Raw genomic sequence first — 21,109 nt, 5'->3', positions numbered from 1 at the left:
ATGAATATGCATAATACTAACAATAAGTAACTAAATTTGCGCTCTAACTTTTGTTTTTAAAGTAATATATATGCGTACTGTTACACTGAAAAGGGTTGTGGTTACCGGTTTGGGAGCATTAACACCTGTCGGGAATGATGTGAACACTTTTTGGAATAATTTGAAAGGCGGCGTAAGTGGTGCCGGACCAATTACCAAATTTGACACAACAGAATTTAAAACAAAATTCGCCTGTGAAGTCAAAGGCTTTGATGTGGAGCAGTTTATGGACAAAAAAGATGCCCGTAAAATGGACCATTTCACCCAGTATGCAATGGTAGCTGCGACAGAAGCTATTGAAAATTCCGGGCTGAATAAAGAAGGGATCGACAAAACCAAAATAGGGGTAATATGGGCTTCCGGTAATGGCGGAATGCTGACGTTTGAGGAACAGATCGTGGAATTTACCCAGGGTGGTTATGTGCCGCGGTTCAACCCATTCTTTATTCCCAAGCTGATAGCAGACATCGCTGCTGGTCATATTGCCATGAAATATGGTTTTATGGGTATTAACTTCTGTACCGTATCCGCTTGTGCCTCATCTACCAGTGCCCTGATAGATGCCTTTAACTATATCCGTATGGGTAAAGCCAATGCTATTGTGGCAGGTGGTTCTGAAGCACCGGTTACCCGTGCAGGAATAGGCGGGTTCAATGCACTGAAAGCACTGTCTACCCGCAATGACCGTGCAGAGTCTGCTTCCCGTCCTTTTGACGCAGAACGTGATGGTTTTGTAATGGGAGAAGGCGCTGGCGCTATTATCCTGGAAGATTATGACCACGCTATTCAAAGGGGGGCTACTATCTATGGCGAAATGATTGGCGGCGCTTCTACCTGTGATGCTTACCACCTGACCGCTACCCACCCCGAAGGGCTGGGCGCCAAATTAGGTATGGAACAGGCACTGGAAGATGCAGAACTGACCATCCAGGATGTGGATTATATCAACTCCCACACTACCTCTACTCCGGTAGGTGATATCAGTGAGCTGAAAGCAATTGCCAGTGTATTTGGAGAGCAGGTGACTAAACTGAATATCAGCGGTACCAAATCTATGACGGGCCACCTGCTGGGTGCTGCCGGTGCGATTGAAGCTATTGCCTGTATCAAGGCTACACAGGATAACATTGTACCTCCTACGATCAATACTACCGTACTGGGTGAAGACATTCCTACCAATATGAACCTGACCCTGGGCAAAGCACAGGAGCGTATCGTAAATGTAGCGATGAGCAACACCTTCGGCTTTGGTGGTCACAACGCCATTGTGGTTTTCAAAAAATTCAACGGATAATTAACAGGTAAATAATTACCATAGTATAAAAAAGCGGCTACCTGAACAGGTAGCCGCTTTTTTATACTACTACAGCTCCTTCTCAGCCTGGCAACATATCTTCCCGTTAAAAGTATTTAAGCACACTCCTGCAGATCACACCTTATAAAGGTAAATTAAAATTTACCTTTAAATTTCATAAAAAGTAAATTTTAATTTACCTTTATAAGATCAAAAACCAACTAATGAAATGTTCGGAACTATTTAGGAAACTAAAAAGGGAAGGATGGTATATACTCAGACAAGGTAAAGGAAGCCATGTTATTCTCGTACATGCGGCAAAGCCCGGAATTGAAATAGTTTTTCCGGATCATGGCTCGGCAGAGTTAGGAACCGGGCTTGAAAAAAAGATATTGAAACAGGCAGGGCTTAAATAAGACCTGCCATACCTATAAAACTTTAAAGTATGAAAAAGGTGTTGTTTACCGTTGAAAAAACCAAAACCGGATTCGCCGCCTATGCAGTAGATGATGCCATACCGGTTGGCACTACAGGCAAGAGCATGTCTGACCTCAGAAGTAATATCTTAGACGCGCTAAATACCTACCGGGAGCATAAGGGAGAAAAAATTGCCACCAGCGCTGACGTCATCTTACAACTTGATCTACAGCAGTTTTTTGAGTACTACAATGTACTTAATGCAAAAGGCCTCAGCGTGCGCATTGGCATGAATGAAACATTATTATCCCAGTATGTAAATGGTCAGAAACACCCTTCCGAAAAGCAGGTGCAAAAAATTCTGCAAGGCGTAAAAGACCTGGGTAAAGAACTGACACAACTGGAGCTGGTGTAAACAGGACGACCAGCAGTACTTTAACAATACAAAAAGCGGCTACCTGTGCAGGTAGCCGCTTTTTTATACTATTCCTTCCGGATCATTTTTATCTTATGCCTCAGTGCATCCACAATATAAAACACGGGGTTGCCGGTCGGGTCCTTTACCAGGGCGATCCCTTCCGGACGCTGGAAAAAGACCACAGCCGCTGGACCATCTTCTGCGCCGGTACCAGTATTATTACCTGCAAAATTTGATTCTACGCCTGCCGGAGTATATTTTTTGATCTTCCCCATTCCACTAAAGGTGACGTATACATTTTTTTCATCGTCTACCACTACATGGGTAGGACTGCTATTTACATCCAGGTGTCCGCCAATAGTCGTAATATCCCCGTTGAGTGTCATTTTGCGCACCTTGCCACCCCCTTTTTCTGTGATGTAAAGCATCCCATCAGCATCAAAGGCCATGCTACCCGGGCTGGGGACACCTGCCTGCAAGCCATTGCCATCCTTGCTGGTTTGCTCACCACTGCCGGCAATAGTGGTCACCTCACTGGTAGCCAGCGCAATTTTCCTGATCACATGATTGGCCTGATCTCCTACATAAAGATGCGTACCGGCTGCATTAATAGCCAGACCATAAGGCACACTGAAAGCGGCATGGGTACCTATACCATCTTTTTTACCCAATACGCCAACGGTGCCGGCCACTGTACTGACAACACCTGCAGGCGTGATCTTACGGATCAAAAAATTCATCTGATCCACTACATAGAGGTTATTGGCCTTATCCAGTACAACACTGGTAATCGTATTAAACCTGGCGTTGATACCGGTATCATCTATGTAACCTTTACCATTTCCTCCGGCTATCGTACTTACCACTCCCTGTGGGGTGATCTTTCTGATCTTATGCAGGTCCGGCACATAAAAATTACCGGCAGCGTCCACGGCAATGCCGGTGGGCTGGCGAAAGCTGGCTTTATCCGCAGGCCCGTCATCGCTTGCCCATACCCCGGTGCCGGCAAAGGTACTTACCACCCAGCCGCGTAAACGAAATCCTTTAGCTTTGGTAACAGTTTGCGCCTTGATTTTTACGGTTACATCATGCGCACCAGGTGTCATATCGGGAGGCAGCGCTACCTCCAGCTGCGTAGCAGTGGCGGATTGTACGGTGGCAGCCAGTACGCCAAACCGGACCTCATTTTCTGCCAGGGTAACGCTAAAGCCAGTGCCTTTAATGGTAACAGGGCCGGACGCTGCATCACTTGGTGAAATGGTGGCAATGGTAAGTGGTATGGCAGGATCAGGGTCCGGGGATGGGCTGGCAGGCTGTTGTTTGTTGCAGGCCATACTGGCTGTCAGACACCACCAAAACAAAAACTTTTTCATCTTAATAAGCAGGGGTTATGAGGTAATTTTGAAAAGCCAAAACTAACATGTTCAGCGAGGCTAAAACTACGTGTTAACCACTATTTTTATTACTTATCCTCCATACATTCCCTACTCCAGACATATTGATTTATTACAATTCATTCAAACAAATATATCAGCCCCGGATATGCTTTTCCTTTGGAATAATTTATTTTTATACTGTTGATCAACCCATGGCCTGTAGCCCCTGTATCAGCTATCTGACATAGCTACCCTTACTATTTGATTTTAGCCCTTATCCCAGGAAATTCCCCCCATTTCTTCACCCCATAATATCAACCTGTTATGCAACAAAATTTATTTATCCCCCGCACTATTCTTGCGTTATTGCTGGTACTCACTGCCTGTAAAAAAGGACCTGACAATTGGGGACCAGATTGCGGTCCCTGCGCTCCGGTACCTGGCTGCCAGCCCCAGCAAAAACTTATCTACCTGTACTACGATGGCGCTTATCATCCGCAGTCTTTCCCGAAAATCAAAAAAACATTTGCCGCCAATGGTACTGTCAATTACCTGGAAATATCGCTGCCACCTTTTGCCCCTACTGGTGGAGAAGAGCATTCGCTGGAGGTGAAATACACCGGCAATCGTGTGTATCTGTTTAACAGCGCTACCCACGACACGGTATTGACCGCCAGGCTGGATGCCTGCGGCAGGGCTACCTGGTCCGATCATCTGGCCAGGGATGGCAACCGCAGTGAAACCAAATACTTCTACAACGCACAGGGACGGCTTAGCAGAACTACCTATGAACCGATCTATGGTTTTGCCAACCTCCGTTACGTTTACGACAAATACGGCAACCTTATCAAGTACTATTACGAGGAAGATCCTGCCAATAATATGGAGTTTACCTACGATTATTCCCGCCCCATCAAAGGAGCCAGCTATGATTTTGACAGTAATCTTCCCATGCAGGGCATGATACTCCTGGCTGCACTGGGACATATCGATTTTCCTGCCCATCACCTGCTCAGATCTATCCGGGATAATGGGGAATATCCATATGACCACCGGGAGTACTCCAACCAGGTTATCAATAGCGATGGATATGTTACCTCCTATGATTATACCTACTATTATCCTGATAATCATGCCCGTAATGTTACCACCTGGCGTTGTGGCAAGTCTGGAGGCGGATACCCCAAATACTGACAGCAGGTAAAATACTATCAGCATAAAAACAATAGCTAGGGTATTCCCAGTGTTAAAGCGATAGTAAAGCCCATGCATCCTTATGGTTAAAGTATCCTTAAAGTACCCTTGAAGTACCCATATAGTACCCCTTATAGAGATACTATATGGGTACTTCATCTTTGCTTCACAGATAAGGAATACTAATTTCATACTGGAATCTACCTCTATGTTGTTAGGAATGAAGGGTAAGAAATCCGCCTTTGGGGAATAAAATTTTAGCCATCTCTACCAATTATGGCGTAGTTTAGTAGTTTAATTAAGTTCGTACCTCAACAGGTAACAGACGATTAAAATAAAACTTGTGTTCGGGGATTTTTATGGCAAAGAAAAAAGAAAACGCAACGGTACCAGCAGCTTTATTGACACCTGCCGATGATCAGATAGAAATAATCGGTGCACGTGAGCATAACCTCAAAAACCTGGATCTGGTATTGCCCAAAAATAAACTGGTGGTGATCACCGGTATTAGTGGCAGTGGCAAATCTTCACTGGCTTTTGACACGATCTATGCAGAAGGCCAGCGCCGGTATATGGAAAGTTTTTCTGCATACGCCCGCCAGTTCATAGGTGATATGGAAAGGCCTGATGTAGACAAAATATCCGGCCTGTCGCCGGTGATTTCCATCGAGCAAAAAACCACCAATAAAAACCCACGCTCTACCGTAGGTACCATCACTGAAATATACGATTTCCTCCGCCTGCTGTACGCGCGTATAGGACAGGCCTATTCCTACAATACGGGCAAACGTATGACGCGTTTCTCGGAAGAAGAAATACTGGAACACCTGTTTAAAAACTACCCTAAGAAAAAACTGGTGATCCTGGCACCGCTGGTACGTGGCCGTAAAGGACACTACCGGGAACTGTTTGAACAGGTGCGCAAACAGGGATATGTAAAAGTGCGGGTAGACGGGGAAATACTGGACCTGAAAGAAAGAATGCAGGTAGACCGGTACAAGATCCATGATATAGAACTGGTAATAGACCGGATACAGGTGCAGGATGATGCCCGGGTGCGTATCAGCCAGAGCGTGCAGAAAGCCCTGCAAATGGGGAAAGGGCTCATGTTTGTAATGGACCATGACAGCCAGAAGGTGAGCCAGTACAGCCGCCAGCTGATGTGTGAGGATACGGGTATCTCTTACGAGGAACCTTCTCCCAATACTTTTTCCTTTAACTCTCCCTATGGTGCATGTCCCCGCTGTAAAGGCCTGGGCACCATCTATCAGATCAATATGGATGAGGTACTGCCGGACAAAAGCAAGTCGATTAATGATGGGGGCCTTGCTCCTTTAGGGGAAGCCAGGGAAACATTCACTTTTAAACAGGTACAGCAACTAGCCCGCAAACATAAATTTTCGCTCACCGCCCCCATCTCCTCCTTGCCGGAAAAAGCACTGAACATACTCTTGTTTGGTGATGAAAACGGAAAACTGGATGTAGATATGGGTTTTGACGAAAACGGTACCGCCACCTATGCTACAGAATATGAAGGAGTGGTAAATATGGTACGCCGGTATTTCAATGATACTTCTTCTGATCATGTGCGCACCTGGGCTGAAGGATTTATGCAGCTCAGCACCTGCCCTGATTGTGAAGGTACCCGCCTCAAAAAGGAAAGCCTTTCTTTCCGGGTAGATCAAAAAAACATTGCGGAACTGAGTGCAATGGACCTGGATAAACTGGCCACCTGGTTCCGGGATATTGAAACCCGGCTGGAAAAGAAAGAAAACGCTATTGCTAAAGATATTCTCAAGGAAATACGGGAACGGCTGGGCTTTTTGCTCAATGTAGGTTTAAGCTATCTTTCTCTGGGCAGGCCTACACGCAGCCTCAGCGGCGGAGAATCACAGCGTATCCGCCTGGCTACGCAGATAGGCTCCCAGCTGATGGGCATTACCTATATCCTGGATGAACCCAGTATAGGACTCCACCAGCGGGATAATATGCAATTGATAGAAGCCCTGAAAAACCTCCGGGAAATGGGCAATACCGTGATCGTGGTAGAGCATGATAAAGACATTATGCTGCATGCAGATCACCTGGTAGATATAGGTCCCGGTGCAGGGGTACATGGCGGGCAGATCATTGCACAGGGGATCCCCAAAGAGATCCTCAAACTGAATACCCCTACGGCAGGATATCTGAATGGCAAACGTGCCATTCCCATTCCTGCGGTAAGAAGAAAGGGAAATGGCAAATCTCTGGAACTGAAAGGCGCTACGGGCAACAACCTGAAAAATGTTTCCATAAAGCTGCCGCTGGGTACATTCATTTGTGTAACCGGTGTATCCGGTAGTGGTAAATCTACCCTCATCAATGAAACGCTGTACCCGATCCTGTCCAAACATGCGTATGATTCCAAGCAGGTACCCATGCCATACAAAAGCGTGAAAGGGCTGGAAAACCTGGATAAGGTGATCGAGATCGACCAGTCGCCTATCGGCCGTACACCCAGGAGTAATCCTGCTACCTACTGTGGATTTTTTACTGATATCCGTACCTTGTTTGCACAGGTGCCGGAAGCTAAAATAAGAGGCTATAATGCCGGGCGTTTTTCCTTCAATGTAAAAAGCGGTCGCTGTGATGTGTGTGAAGGCGGCGGGATGAGGGTTATTGAAATGAACTTCCTGCCAGACGTATACGTGCATTGCGAAAAATGCAACGGACGCCGGTACAACCGCGAAACACTGGAAATCCGTTATAAAGGAAAATCTATTTCTGATGTACTGGATATGACGGTAGACGAAGCGGTGGAATTTTTCAATGCCGTACCGTTTATTTACCGGAAAATAAAGACCTTGCAGGACGTGGGATTGGGCTATATTACATTGGGCCAGTCGGCGGTAACCCTTTCAGGTGGCGAGGCACAAAGGGTAAAACTGGCTACTGAGCTGTCTAAAAAAGATACCGGCAAAACTATTTACATACTGGATGAACCTACTACCGGTTTGCATTTCCAGGACATCTTATTGTTGCTGAATGTATTGAATAAACTGGTAGACCGTGGTAATACTGTATTGGTGATAGAACATAACCTGGATGTAATCAAAATGGCTGATTACATTGTAGACCTGGGTCCGGAAGGCGGTGGTGGCGGTGGCACTATTTTATGTGCAGGCACACCAGAAGAGGTGAGCTCCTGTAAAGACAGTCATACCGCCCGGTTCCTGAAGAAAGAACTGGGAAGCTAATGCAACCGGGAAAGCAGCATATATGGCCCTTTATTTTCCAGCTTGCCCTGCAAATGAACAGCAAATGAAGAACATTTTTAAAGTATTACTGGTAGCGGCAATACCGGCCATTATGGTGGCTTGTGAAGACGAAACCAAAGTTTGTGATCAAACGCTCCGTACAGACACGCGTGTTCATTTTAAATATGACAGTGCTGATGTGGTGAGGGATACCATCATGCCTAAAGTAACGTTGTTTGCATTGGGTAAGGATAGTCTCTACAAAAAACAACCTTTAGGCGACCTGTTCCTGCCATTGTCGCAAACAGAAGATGAGAGCCGTTTTTATCTGAAGGTAGATTCTGCACTGGTGGCAGACACGCTTACCTTCCGGTATAAAAGAACACCGCATTTTATATCGGCGGGCTGCGGTTTCTCTACCTTCTTTACCATCGACACCGTGCTTACCACACAGCATACTGTGGACTCTTTAAAAATTAATCAAAAGGAAGTAACTACCTCTAATGACACGCATATTACCCTACATTTTAATTTTGAGTAGTTGTTTTTTGACACTGGCTGTGCAGGCACAAAAGAAATCTGCCACCAGTAAAAAAGATAGCGTTTTTGTCAAGCCTGTGGTAAAAAAGCCCGCGCGTGTCAATAATGATACTACCTATATGGTGCCTGGAGGGTTACGGATAGGACTTGACCTCAGCCGTTTTGTTGTGACGGCTTTTCAGCCTTACCGCAAAGAAATAGCGGTAGTAGCTGACGCCAGGATCACCAGCAATATGTACCTGGCCGGAGAACTGGGATATAACAACACTTCTCATAGTGACAGCAACTATACTTACAAGGGCAATGGGGTATATACTACCGTGGGCATCGATTATAACTTCCTGAAAAAACAGGAACCCCGCGAAAGGCATATGCTTTATGGAGGGATCAGATACGGATTTGCACACCTGAGTTATGAAGCGCCTTCCTACACCATTTACAATGGCTATTGGGGAGAAAAAACAACAGGAAGTTTTCCGCAAACCAATATCAGTACTCATTGGGTAGAGCTGATCCTGGGCATGAAAGTAGAGGTATTGACCAACCTCTTTCTGGGCTGGAACATCCGGGAAAAATTCCTGCTGACGAACGTGAAGGACAGCGATTTTCCACCTATTGTGATTCCCGGATTCGGCAATGCCTCCAAGAAAAACTCCTTTGATGTACAATACACCATTTCTTACAACCTGCCGTTATGGAAAGTAAAAACCACTTTTGCCAAACCGCTTATTTCCGGCAAATCAAAGAAAGAAAAGGAGCCTGAAAAGAAAAAATAAAGCTGCCAAACAATACTCCGGGGTGTTGGGAGCTTTAGCAAGCAGGCCCCGGTGTTATACGGCTCCCGCTCTTACCATTTCTATATGCTCAATATTATCTTCCAGGTAGATCCCGCTTTTTTGTTCAAACCCCAGTGATTCATAAAACTTTTTCAAATAAAGTTGTGCGCCTATCCGGATGGGCACTTTTCCATACAGTTCTTCCAGCACAGCAATTGATTTTTGCATGAGTAATCTGCCGGCCCCTGTACCCCGTACAGCAGCAGCGCTCACTACCCTGCCAATAGAGGCTTCGTCAAATTTTACTCCGGCAGCAAACACCCTTGTATATACTCCCAGGTTTCCCTGCTCCGTATATCCCTGTACGTGAATCGCCTGCTGATCGGCATAGTCCATATCCTGGTAGTTGCAATGTTGTTCCACCACAAACACCTCACTCCTCAGATGCAGTATAGCATATAGTTCAGCTATAGTCAGCTCCTCAAATGTTTTTATTACCCAATTCATAAATTCCATTATTTAAATAGCACTTCATTTTCCGGCAAAAGCGGCCAGGCTTTCTGCACCGTTTTCTCCCACCGCCTGTACTGCAAAGAAATAATTATCTTTTGAATAAGGCAGGGTCATTTCCGTTGCGGTAGTATAAATTTTCTTTTGCCAGGTAGGGCTGCTCGTTTCCCGCAGCAATACGTAATATCCCCTGGCAGTACCGTACACTGGTTTTTGCCATGAAATACGGGTCATATTGGTCAGTTCCTTTACATCCATTTTCACGGTTTGCGGGATAGCAGGTGCGCTGGCCAGATTGGACAGTACTGCCAGGTTCAGGCAGGTATTTTTACGCAGGTATTCAAAGTCCATGTATTCTGGCAGATCGCCATACTGTATGCCATTTTCCTTCCGCACATCCTGGTGCTGGCGGATATAGTTTTCATACAGATCTGTAATACGTACCGCCGTAAATCCCCGGCGCAAAAATGGCACATGATCACCACTACGCAAAAAGCGGTCACTACGGTATACCATCATCACCTCTAAAGCGTCTACATACCGTTCCCCCACTTCCTTGACATAACGTGCCAGCTGCCGGGAGCGGCTGTCATTTTCCATACCTTCTGCCCGGATCTGTGCCAGCATTTTCTCATCTGCCAGTGCAGGTATGCCTTCGCTAAACACCCGCACCACCGTATTACCGGTCAGGTTAGTTTCGCTGGAAGTGCTTTGTCCGATCATGTCATTATTCAACATCGCTTCTACTTCCCAGCCTTGCCGGGCAGCCTTTTCTGCCAGGTGATCAGCTCCCAGCAGCCCTTGTTCTTCTCCGCTCACCGCCACAAAAATGATGGTAGCCGGAAAAGGGGTCTGATGCATCACCCGCACCATTTCCAGCAGGGCTACCACCCCGCTGCCATCATCATTAGCTCCCGGTGCAGCGATGGTGCGGTTCATGATATCTGAAGCCCGGCTATCCAGGTGTCCGCTAACAATAAATACCCGTTTATCCGCAGGATCTGTGCCCTTCAGAGTAGCCATTACATTACCCAGGTGTACCGGCACATCCAGCCGCTTCCCGTTAGGTGGCAGTGTAACGGTATCCAGTTGTACGGAAAGCCGGCCTCCCGAACCGGCTATATAGCTACTGAACCGCTGCAATACCCAGTTACGTGCAGCCCCGATGCCCTGCTTTTTATCTGTAATGCTACTCAGGGTATGCCGGGTACCAAAAGCCACCAGCTGATGGATATCCTTTTCCATATTATCCGCACGTACTGCTGCTACCATATTGGCAATGATGGGGTTACGCGTAATAGTCTGCTGTCCCGCTGCCTGCAAGGCCACCAGTAATAGTAATATGAAGCCCCCATTCCTGTACATAAAATGCAGATTTCTTATAAAATTACTGGAAGCCTTTCAATAATAGGACTAATTTTATATCTTATTGTTGAATCAAAAGACCTGTAGATTAATATGGAAACTATAGCAACACCTTTTCTTTCGCTGCACCACATTACCGTGCGTTACCTGGACAAAACCCTGTTTACCCAACTGGACTGGCACATTCAACAGGGAGAACAATGGGCTATTACCGGCGGCAGTGGTTCCGGCAAAACCGCCCTGCTAAATACCATTGCCGGAAAATTCAATATTATCAACGGTAGTATTCAGTATCACTTTTATGAGGCTTACCGGCAACAACATACGATTACAGATCCCTACTTTAATTACCGGAACCTGATTTCCCTGGTAGGGCATCACCATACTTTCCGCAACCTTTCCAACACGGTTGACTTTTATTACCAACAGCGCTTTAACAGTATGGATTCCGGAGATGCGCCTACTGTTCAGGCTTACCTGTATGATACGGCCACCAGCACACCGGAAACGGAAGCGCTGCTGCTGCCGCTGCAAATAGCACCGTTAATGCATAAAGAGCTTATCAAGCTTTCCAATGGTGAAACCCGGCGGGTGATGATCGCTAAAGCCCTGCTGCAAAAACCGGTATTACTCATGCTCGACAATCCATTTATAGGACTGGACGTAAAAACCCGGAAGGACTTTGGAGAGATGATCAACCATATCATTGCCAATGGTACTACGGTATTACTGGTTACCACGCCTACCGAAATACCGGATCATATTACCCATGTGCTTACCCTGGATGCCGGCAGTATCTCCGGGCAATACACCCGGGAAGAATTTATGAAACGGCCGGTGCCGCCGCCAGCTGCACTTCCCCTGCCGGTAATGGAGGCCGGCAAAATAGCCGCGCTGGCACATCAAACCAATCCGCCGTCTTTCGATACCATCGTACACATGGAAAATGTGCGGGTAAAGTATGGAGAAAATATCATCCTGGACGATATCAACTGGACCATCCTGCCTAATGAAAAATGGGCATTGCTGGGCCATAATGGCGCAGGAAAATCCACCTTGTTAAGCTTGATCAATGCAGATAACCCACAGGCCTATGCCAACAAGATCTACCTGTTTGACCGCAAACGCGGCAGCGGGGAAAGTATCTGGGATATCAAAAGGAAAATAGGCTTTGTATCTCCTGAACTCCACCAATACTTTACCTCACGGGATAATTGTATGCAGGTGGTATGTTCCGGATTTCATGATGTGATAGGCACTTCCCGTAAAAGTACCCCTGCTCAGGGACAGATAGCTGCCGACTGGATGGAAGTGCTGGGCATTGCCGCCCATGCCACCGTACCCTTTAAACAGGTACCGGAAAGTGCGCAACGCCTCACCTTACTGGCACGCGCATTGGTAAAAAATCCACCGCTCCTTATCTTTGATGAACCCTGCCAGGGATTGGACCCGCAGCAGAAACTGCACTTCAAACAAGTTATTGAATTATTATGCGAACATATGCCCGTGACCCTCATATTTGTAACCCATTATGAAGAGGAATTACCTATAGCGGTGAATAAGTTCATGAGGCTCAATAAGGGAAAAAGCTATTAGCCTTTAGCTGTTAGCTTAAATGCAGCGATTGAAAGGCAGTTAGTATTAGCTTTATCGAAGCGAATGAATAAAGTTGATAATACTGCGTTATTTATCCGCTTAGGGAGAGCTAAAAGCTAACTACTAACTGCTAACAGCTCAAAAAAACCTATCTTTAAAAATAAAACTCCTAAAAACCAGACCTACATGCACCCAACAAAAAGGTTTACAGCAATAGCTGCCCTTTTGGTTTGCCTTGCAACATTGTCACTGATAACCGCTTGCAACCACACCAAAAAAACAATGAACCCCGCCTTTGCCAAGTACATAGAAGCTTATACTGCTGGTATTATCTCCAAGCAGAGTGCTATCCGTGTGCAACTGGGTGGGCAGGTAAACGTAACGCATACACAGAATGAGCCACTGGAAAAATCTGTATTTGATTTTTCTCCCTCCATCAAAGGGAAAGCTTTTTGGGTAGATGCTACCACCATTGAATTCAGACCCGATGAAAATCTGCAACCAGGTAAAACATACAATGCCACTTTTAAGCTGGGCAAAGTAATGGATGTGCCAAAGGAAATATCGGAGTTCGACTTTGAGTTCCGGGTAATCAAGCCGTCCTTTTCCCTGGATGAGTTGGGCCTGAGAGCCAGCAGTAATACTTCAATGGATAAGATGTCTTTTTCCGGAGCAGTGAATACTGCTGACGTAGAAGATCCCCAGGCCATCGAAAAACTGATCGCTGTTAATTACAACGGACAAAAACTGCCGGTTACCTGGCAGCACAATGCCACAGAACGCACCTCTAAATATACCATTGCCAATATCAGCCGTCCTGCCAGTGGCAGTGGCAAGCTGGAAATTTCGTGGGATGGCAAGCCCCTCAACGCTACCGCCAGTGGTAAAAAAACAGTGGAAGTACCTGCTGTAGGTGATTTTAAAGTATTGCAGATCAGCGGCATGACCGTACCGGAACAACACCTCCTGGTACAGTTCTCCGATCCTATCAGCATGGCGCAAAGCCTGGAAGGACTTATCAGCATCAGCGGACAACATGATCTCCGCTATTCCATTGATGGCAGCGAAGTAAAAATATATTCGCCTAACCGCCTGGAAGGCAACTATACCGTAGCCGTAAACGAAGGGGTAATCAACATTGCAGACAAACGCCTGGGTCGGGCTTTTTCCGGCAATATCTATTTTGAAAATACCCTGCCGGCCGTTAGCATTCCGGGTAATGGTGTAATCCTCCCCCAGAGTGAAAAACTGGTGATGCCGTTTGAGGCAGTCAACCTGAATGCAGTAGACGTGACCATCATCAAAATATATGAAAGCAATGTACCGCAATACCTGCAACGTAATAACCTGGACGGTAGTCAGGAACTCCGCCGGGTGGGTCGTGCTGTAGTGGAAAAAACCATCCGCCTGGATACAGACAAGTCGGTAAACCTGAATAAGAAAAACCGTTTCTTCATCGACCTGGATAAAATGCTGCGTACAGAACCTGGTGCTATCTATCGTGTTACCATCGGCTTCCGTAAAGCATATGCCCTGCAAAAATGTGTGGCCAGTGATAAAGAAACCACTTCCTCCGGTGATGGTGATGAAGAAGATTATTACTCCTATGGTGAAAATATTGATGAGGATGATGCTTTCTGGCAACGCTACGACAGCTACTATCCTTATGGATATAACTGGGATGAGCGCAATGACGCCTGCTCCAACTCCTACTATAACAAAGACAAATGGGCTTCCCGCAATATCATTTCCTCCAACATTGGCCTGATTGCCAAAAGAGGTAATGACAACAGCATGCTGGTAGCGGTAACCGATATACGCGATACCCGCCCGCTGTCTGGTGTGGAACTGGAACTGCTGGATTATCAGAACCAGGTGATCCACAAAACCAAAAGCGACGGAGATGGCATGTCTATATTTGAACTGAAACGCAAACCTTATCTGCTGATCGCTAAAAAAGGAGACGAAAGAGGATACCTCAAACTAGACGACGGCAGCTCCTTACCACTCAGTCGTTTTGATGTAAAAGGAGAAGAGGTGCAAAACGGGATCAAAGGATTTATATATGGCGAACGTGGGGTATGGCGTCCGGGAGACTCCCTCTTCCTCACCTTTATCCTGGAAGATAAAGATAAAAAGCTGCCGGATAATCATCCTGTTACACTGGAGCTCTATAACCCCAAAGGGCAGTTATACAAGCGTATCAACCAGCACCAGGGCTTAAATGGGTTCTACAACTTTACCACTTCTACTGCACCGGACGATCCTACCGGCAACTGGAGCGCTAAAGTAAAAGTAGGGGGCGCTACCTTCCAGAAAAATCTGAAAATAGAAACAGTAAAGCCTAACCGCTTAAAAATAAAGCTGGAATTTGGCAATAGCACGGTGCTTTCTAAAGACAATTCATCACAAGGCACCCTGTCGGCTATGTGGATGTTTGGCGCTACTGCCCAGCACCTGAAAGCTAAAGTGGATGTAGCCCTTACTTCTCAGACGACCAGTTTCAGTAAATTCGGGGACTATCACTTTGACGACCCGGTTACTCATTTTGAGGCAGAAAAGAAAACCATCTTTGAAAGCAGCCTGAGTGAAAACGGTACCGCTGCCGTAAATGCAGGGATACAGCTGGGCAAACCTGCACCAGGACAACTGAAAGCCAATTTTGAAATAAAAGTATTTGAACCGGGTGGCGATTTCAGTATTGACCATTTCTCCATGCCGTATAATCCGTTTACTACCTATGCAGGGGTACGCACACCGCAGGGCGACCGTATGACGGGCATGCTGCTGACGGATAAGGAACATCCTGTAGATATTGTAAACGTAGATGATAAAGGGAACCTGGTATCCGGCAGCAGCGAGGTACAGATAGAGCTGTACAAGATCCGCTGGAGCTGGTGGTGGGACCGAAGTGAAGAGGATTACAGCAACTTTACACAGGATAGTTATAACAAGCTCCTGTCTAAAGAAACCATGACCCTGCACAATGGTAAAGGCAAGTGGAACCTGCGGGTCAACTACCCCGACTGGGGCCGTTACCTGGTGCGTGTAAAAGACCTGAAAAGCGGGCATACTACCGGAGAAGCTGTATATGTAGACTGGCCGGGATGGGCAGAAAGAGTACAGAAAAATAACCCTTCTGAAGCAGCCATGCTGGTATTCACCTCCGACAAAGCCAAATACAATGCAGGAGAAGATATTAACCTGACCATCCCCAGCAGCGAAGGCGGCAGAGGATTGATCAGCGTGGAATCAGGCAGTAAAGTGATAAAGACCTTCTGGGTAAATACCAAACAGGGGCAAACCACTTTTAAGTTTAAGGCGGAAAAGGAAATGGCACCTAATATATACGTAAACGTTAGCTTGTTGCAACCACATGCACAAACACTGAACGACCTCCCAATACGTATGTATGGAACGATTCCTATCTCTGTAGAAGACCAGGGTACGATCCTCAAGCCTACCATTAAGATGCCGGAAACCTTAAAACCGGAAACAGCCGCCAGCATTACAGTAGGAGAAGCCAATGGTAAAGCGATGACCTATACGATTGCTATTGTAGATGAAGGGTTGCTGGACCTGACCCGTTTTAAAACACCTGACCCGCATAGTTCATTCTATGCCAGGGAAGCCTTGGGTGTAAAAACCTGGGACCTGTATGATTTTGTGATTGGTGCCTGGGGGGCTGATATGGACCGCATCCTGAGCATAGGTGGTGATGAAGGGTTGAATAAAAATGCCAGCGCTGCCAAAGCAAACCGCTTTAAGCCGGTGGTTACCTATATGGGACCATTCTATCTTAAAAAAGGGCAACAGCAAACACATAACTTTAAGTTACCCCCTTATATCGGATCGGTGAGAGCAATGGTCGTAGCCGGACAGGAAGGTGCCTACGGATTTACAGAAAAAGCAGTAGCCGTTAAAAAACCGCTGATGCTGCTGACTACCGTACCAAGGGTATTAGGCCCATCGGAAGTGATCCAGCTGCCTGTAACAGTATTCGGATTGGAAAAGAATATCCGTTCTGCCAATGTTACTCTTTCTGCCAATGCACTGTTTGAAGTAGTAGGAGAACGTACCAAAACAGTAACCTTTGCGCAACCGGGTGAACAAATGGTATACTTTGATGTAAAAGTAAAACCACAAACCGGTGTAGGCAAGCTAACGGTAACGGCTACCAGTGGTGGTGAAAAAGCAGAAGAAGCAGTGGAGCTGCAGGTAAGGAATCCCAATCCTCTTATCACCAATATGCTGGAAACCACTTTGGATGGCGGCAAAAGCTGGAATACCGCATTTAGTCCGGTGGGCATGACAGGTACCAATTCCGGGGTACTGGAAGTATCTACGATCCCTTCGCTCAACCTGGGCAAACGGTTGAACTTCCTGATACAATATCCGCATGGCTGTGTAGAGCAAACCACTTCGGGGATATTCCCGCAATTGGTACTGAACCAGCTGATGGATCTGAAAGAAAGCCAGAAAGCAGAAATAGACCGCAATATTAAAGCAGGAATCAACCGCCTGAAAGGATTCCAGACTTCAGATGGCGGCCTCAGTTACTGGCCGGGCCAAAGTACGGCCGACGAGTGGGGCACCAACTACGCCGGGCACTTCCTGGTAGAAGCACAGGCATTGGGGTATACCTTACCTCCCGGCTTCCTTGACCAATGGAAAAAGTACCAGCGTAATAAAGCAGTCACCTGGGCACCAAATACCACCAATTTCTATGGGGGCGACCTTGTCCAGTCATACCGCCTGTATCTGCTGGCCCTGGCCAAATCACCGGAACTGGGTGCGATGAACCGCTTAAAAGAATTCAAATACCTGTCGGTAGCCGCCAAATGGCGCCTGGCAGCGGCCTATAAGCTGGCCGGTCAACCGGAAGTAGCCAATACTATCACCCAGGGTATAGCTACTCAGGTGCAGGCATACACCCAGTTGGGCGGTACTTATGGCTCTGACTTGCGTGACGATGCCATGATCCTGGAAACGCTCACCATTATGGGGCAGCGCAACCGTGCCAATGAGATGGTAAAACATATCGCTTCCCAACTAACAAGGGATTACTGGTACAGTACACAAACCACCGCTTATGCACTGATTGCCATTGCCAAATTCTGTGGAAACAATGCCGGTGGCAGCAAAATGAGTTTTGCATACCAGCTAAATGGTGTGAAAGGGAACATCAACGGTGATTCTTATGTAACACAGCTACCTGTTACCTTTAATGGCAGTGCCGGCAATGTCAGCATCCAGAACAACGGGAAAAATGTATTGTATGTAAGGCTGATCCTCCAGGGACAACCGGAAGCAGGACAGGAACCTGAAGCTACCAACAATGCAGATATACTGTCTATGCAGGTAAAATACAGTACCCGCGATGGTAAACCGCTGGATCCGGCACAGCTGAAACAAGGCGCTGATTTCATGGCTACCGTTACCATTCATAATCCTGGTAAACGTGGCTACTATGAGCAAATGGCCCTTTCACAGATATTCCCTTCCGGATGGGAGATACTGAATACCCGCCTCATGGAAAATGACAGCGCGTTCCAGACATCACCATCTACGTACATGGATATACGTGATGACCGGGTTTACACCTACTTTAATATTGAAGAAGGTAAAACCCGTACTTACAATGTGCTATTGAATGCTTCCTACCTGGGTAGGTATTACCTCCCGGCTACTTCGTGCGAAGCGATGTATGACAATACGATCAGTGCATTCACACCGGGTAAGTGGGTGGAAGTGGTTAAATAAGCTGTTAGCTATTAGCTGATAGAAGCGGATAAAAGCTATTTGGGAATAGCTAATAAAGGCAAAAAGCAAATGATGAAGCGATCATCATTTGCTTTTTGCCTTTAGCTTTATACCTTCGCTGCTGTTAACTGGAAGTTTATAGCTCTTTTTTGAGCTAAAAGCTAACAGCCAAAAGCTAATAGCTAATTTATTCCATGCGCAAATTCAAAAAATGGGGGCTTGCAGCAGGTGGTGTCCTGTTGATTTTATATGTGATCTGTTTGCCTTCGCAACTATTTACCGCACCTACCTCTTATGTAGTGGAGGATAACAACGGAGACCTGTTGAGCGCCAGCATAGCGCCTGATGGGCAATGGCGTTTTCCGGTGAATGAACAGGTACCTGAAAAATTCATTAAATGCATTACCACTTATGAAGACAAGCGTTTCTACTACCATTGGGGCGTAGATCCCATTGCACTGGCACGTGCCGTAAAACAAAACATTGGCGGCAGGAAAGTAGTAAGCGGAGGCAGCACCCTTACTATGCAGGTGATCCGTTTATCCAGGAACCAGCCGCGTAATTTATGGCAGAAGGTGGTGGAAGTAGTACTGGCTACCAGGCTGGAGTTTTCCACTTCTAAAAAAGGAATCCTGGCATTGTATGCCGGCAATGCTCCTTTTGGAGGTAATGTGGTAGGATTGGAAGCAGCATCCTGGCGTTATTATGGACGCAGGGCCAATCAGTTGTCGTGGGGAGAAATGGCAGCACTGGCAGTATTGCCCAACAGCCCTGCACTGGTACATCCCGGCCGCAACCGGCAAACACTAAACAATAAACGCAATCAGCTCCTGGACAAACTCCAGCGTAATCATACTATTGACAGCACTACCTGCCAGCTTGCCAAACTGGAGCCACTACCTGACCAGCCATTACCCTTACCACAATGGGCCCCCCACCTGCTGGACAAATTCAGGCAGGATTATACGCGGCAAAAAGGAAAGACCAGTACCCGGATACAAACCACGCTGGATGCTGCGCTGCAAAGAAATGTAACCGGCATCACGGAACGTTATAATGCTGCCTATAAAGCCAATGGCATCAATAATGCCGCAGCGCTGGTACTGGATGTGGAAACCGGCAATACACTGGCCTATGTAGGGAATGTTTATAATCCTTCCGATCCGGAAATGGAGAGCCACGTAGATATTATCCAGGCCCGGCGGAGTCCGGGCAGTACCCTTAAACCCATCCTGTATGCTGCCATGCTGAGCGATGGGATGATACTGCCCAACACCCTGGTAGCAGATATTCCCACACAGATTGCCGGTTATACCCCACAAAATTTTGACCTGGGATACGATGGCGCCGTGCCTGCCTCCAGGGCATTATCACGCTCACTGAATATTCCGGTAGTACGTATGCTACAGCAATACCGTTATGAACGTTTTCATGACCTGCTGAAAAGACTGGGTATCACCACAATGAATCAGCCTTCCGACCACTACGGGCTATCCATCATTCTGGGAGGCGCAGAAACCACGCTCTGGGAAATGGCAGGTATGTATGCCAGTCTGGCCCGTACACTGGGACATATGGAACAATATCGTGGCAAGTATGATCTGGATGATATTCATCCTCCCAACTACCGTAATGATATACAGCGGGTATCTCAATATACACCTTCAAAGGATGGTATTCTTGATGCAGGCGCCATCTGGCATACCTTTCAGGCAATGGAAGAAGTAATGCGGCCCGGAGAGGAAATGCTCTGGCAGCAGTTTTCTTCTTCGCAGCGGGTAGCCTGGAAAACTGGTACCAGCTTTGGCTTCCGGGATGGATGGGCCATTGGCGTTACGCCACAATATGTAGTAGCCGTATGGGTAGGCAATGCAGATGGAGAAGGGCGGCCAGGTCTGATAGGCGTGGCCACTGCTGCACCGGTCATGTTTGATATTTTCCGGTTGCTGCATACCGGCAGCTGGTTTACCACCCCTTATGACAAGCTGCGTAAAATAGAAGTATGCCATAAAAGCGGTTACCGGGCCAGCGAGCTGTGTAATGAAAAGGATTCTATCTGGGTGCCCGCCGCGGGTCTGCGCACCGGTGTGTGTCCCTATCATCAGTTGATTCACCTGGATCATACCGGGCAATGGCGGGTAACGGAAAACTGTGAAGCCCCCTCTATGATGCAACATAAGTCCTGGTTTGTGTTACCCCCTTCTATGGAGTTTTACTACCGCAGCAAAAACTATTATCAGCCACTGCCACCTTACAAGCCAGACTGCCTGGCTACCTTAAACCAGGACAAGGCACCTATGGAACTGATCTACCCCAGGCCCAACTCTAAAATATACGTACCTATAGAAATAGACGGCAAGCCAGGGCAAACCATTTTCACTGCCACCCATCGCAATAGCAGTGCCACCATTTACTGGCACCTGGATAATAATTTTGTTGGCACCACGGTGGAGTTTCATCAGCTGGCCCTGCGTCCTGCACCTGGAAGGCATACCATTACGCTGGTAGATGAAAACGGGGAACAGATCCAGCAGTCTTTTGAAATACTGAAGAAAGGAAAAGGTGATGACTGATCCCTGATCCAT

The 21,109-nt window shown here is 46.9% G+C and carries 13 protein-coding genes; 10 read left to right on the top strand and 3 right to left on the bottom strand.

The window, feature by feature from the left end:
* Nucleotides 1-70 precede the first annotated feature (70 nt).
* The 3 genes from fabF (at nt 71) to ABR189_RS20770 (ending at nt 2,165) form a co-directional block, all read left to right on the top strand.
* Entirely contained in the window at nt 71-1,333 is a 1,263-nt protein-coding gene (fabF, locus tag ABR189_RS20780) for a beta-ketoacyl-ACP synthase II (protein WP_354662399.1), read from the top strand.
* A 224-nt stretch (nt 1,334-1,557) separates the two neighbouring features.
* On the top strand, nt 1,558-1,749 hold the full coding sequence (locus ABR189_RS20775; RefSeq protein ID WP_354662398.1) for a type II toxin-antitoxin system HicA family toxin: 192 nt from the start codon (nt 1,558-1,560) through the stop codon (nt 1,747-1,749).
* Nucleotides 1,750-1,778: 29 nt separating this feature from the next.
* Nucleotides 1,779-2,165: a hypothetical protein gene (locus tag ABR189_RS20770; protein WP_354662397.1), complete on the top strand. Its 387-nt coding sequence runs from the start codon at nt 1,779-1,781 to the stop codon at nt 2,163-2,165.
* A 68-nt stretch (nt 2,166-2,233) separates the two neighbouring features.
* On the opposite strand, the gene ABR189_RS20765 is transcribed toward ABR189_RS20770, so the two are convergent.
* Nucleotides 2,234-3,541, bottom strand: a complete 1,308-nt coding sequence (locus tag ABR189_RS20765; RefSeq protein ID WP_354662396.1) for an NHL domain-containing protein — start codon at nt 3,539-3,541, stop codon at nt 2,234-2,236.
* 327 nt (nt 3,542-3,868) lie between these two features.
* On the opposite strand from ABR189_RS20765, the gene ABR189_RS20760 reads away from it, so the two are divergent.
* From ABR189_RS20760 to ABR189_RS20745, 4 genes are all read left to right on the top strand, one after another.
* Entirely contained in the window at nt 3,869-4,738 is an 870-nt protein-coding gene (locus tag ABR189_RS20760; RefSeq protein WP_354662395.1) for a hypothetical protein, read from the top strand.
* Nucleotides 4,739-5,097: 359 nt separating this feature from the next.
* Nucleotides 5,098-7,974, top strand: coding sequence for an excinuclease ABC subunit UvrA (gene uvrA, locus ABR189_RS20755; RefSeq protein ID WP_354662394.1), 2,877 nt, complete (start codon nt 5,098-5,100; stop codon nt 7,972-7,974).
* Between the two features lie 64 nt (nt 7,975-8,038).
* Nucleotides 8,039-8,515, top strand: a complete 477-nt coding sequence (locus ABR189_RS20750) for a DUF6452 family protein (protein ID WP_354662393.1) — start codon at nt 8,039-8,041, stop codon at nt 8,513-8,515.
* Nucleotides 8,508-9,290, top strand: coding sequence for a DUF6048 family protein (locus tag ABR189_RS20745; RefSeq protein ID WP_354662392.1), 783 nt, complete (start codon nt 8,508-8,510; stop codon nt 9,288-9,290). Before ABR189_RS20750 ends, ABR189_RS20745 begins: the two co-directional genes overlap by 8 nt.
* Nucleotides 9,291-9,344: 54 nt before the next feature.
* Here ABR189_RS20745 and ABR189_RS20740 read toward each other — a convergent pair whose 3' ends face one another.
* Nucleotides 9,345-9,797, bottom strand: coding sequence for a GNAT family N-acetyltransferase (locus ABR189_RS20740; RefSeq protein ID WP_354662391.1), 453 nt, complete (start codon nt 9,795-9,797; stop codon nt 9,345-9,347).
* 24 nt (nt 9,798-9,821) lie between these two features.
* Nucleotides 9,822-11,165 carry a M28 family metallopeptidase gene (locus ABR189_RS20735; protein WP_354662390.1) on the bottom strand — a complete coding sequence of 448 codons (1,344 nt, stop codon included), beginning with the start codon at nt 11,163-11,165 and terminating at the stop codon, nt 9,822-9,824.
* Nucleotides 11,166-11,258: 93 nt separating this feature from the next.
* Between ABR189_RS20735 and ABR189_RS20730 the strand changes: the two genes are divergently transcribed.
* The 3 genes from ABR189_RS20730 to pbpC all read left to right on the top strand — a co-directional run bounded on the left by ABR189_RS20730 (nt 11,259) and on the right by pbpC (nt 21,097).
* Nucleotides 11,259-12,761 (top strand): ATP-binding cassette domain-containing protein, encoded by a 1,503-nt coding sequence (locus ABR189_RS20730; protein WP_354662389.1) that lies wholly within the window; start codon nt 11,259-11,261, stop codon nt 12,759-12,761.
* A gap of 282 nt (nt 12,762-13,043) precedes the next feature.
* Nucleotides 13,044-18,524, top strand: a complete 5,481-nt coding sequence (locus ABR189_RS20725; RefSeq protein WP_354662388.1) for an alpha-2-macroglobulin family protein — start codon at nt 13,044-13,046, stop codon at nt 18,522-18,524.
* Between the two features lie 194 nt (nt 18,525-18,718).
* Complete coding sequence (gene pbpC / locus ABR189_RS20720; protein WP_354662387.1) at nt 18,719-21,097, top strand: penicillin-binding protein 1C; 2,379 nt, start codon at nt 18,719-18,721, stop codon at nt 21,095-21,097.
* Nucleotides 21,098-21,109: the final 12 nt, after the last annotated feature.

This window comes from Chitinophaga sp. H8 (genome assembly GCF_040567655.1).
GTDB classification, from domain to species: Bacteria; Bacteroidota; Bacteroidia; order Chitinophagales; family Chitinophagaceae; genus Chitinophaga; species Chitinophaga defluvii.
Note: the sequence above shows the minus strand (reverse complement) of the source record. Positions and strands in the feature narration are given on the sequence as shown.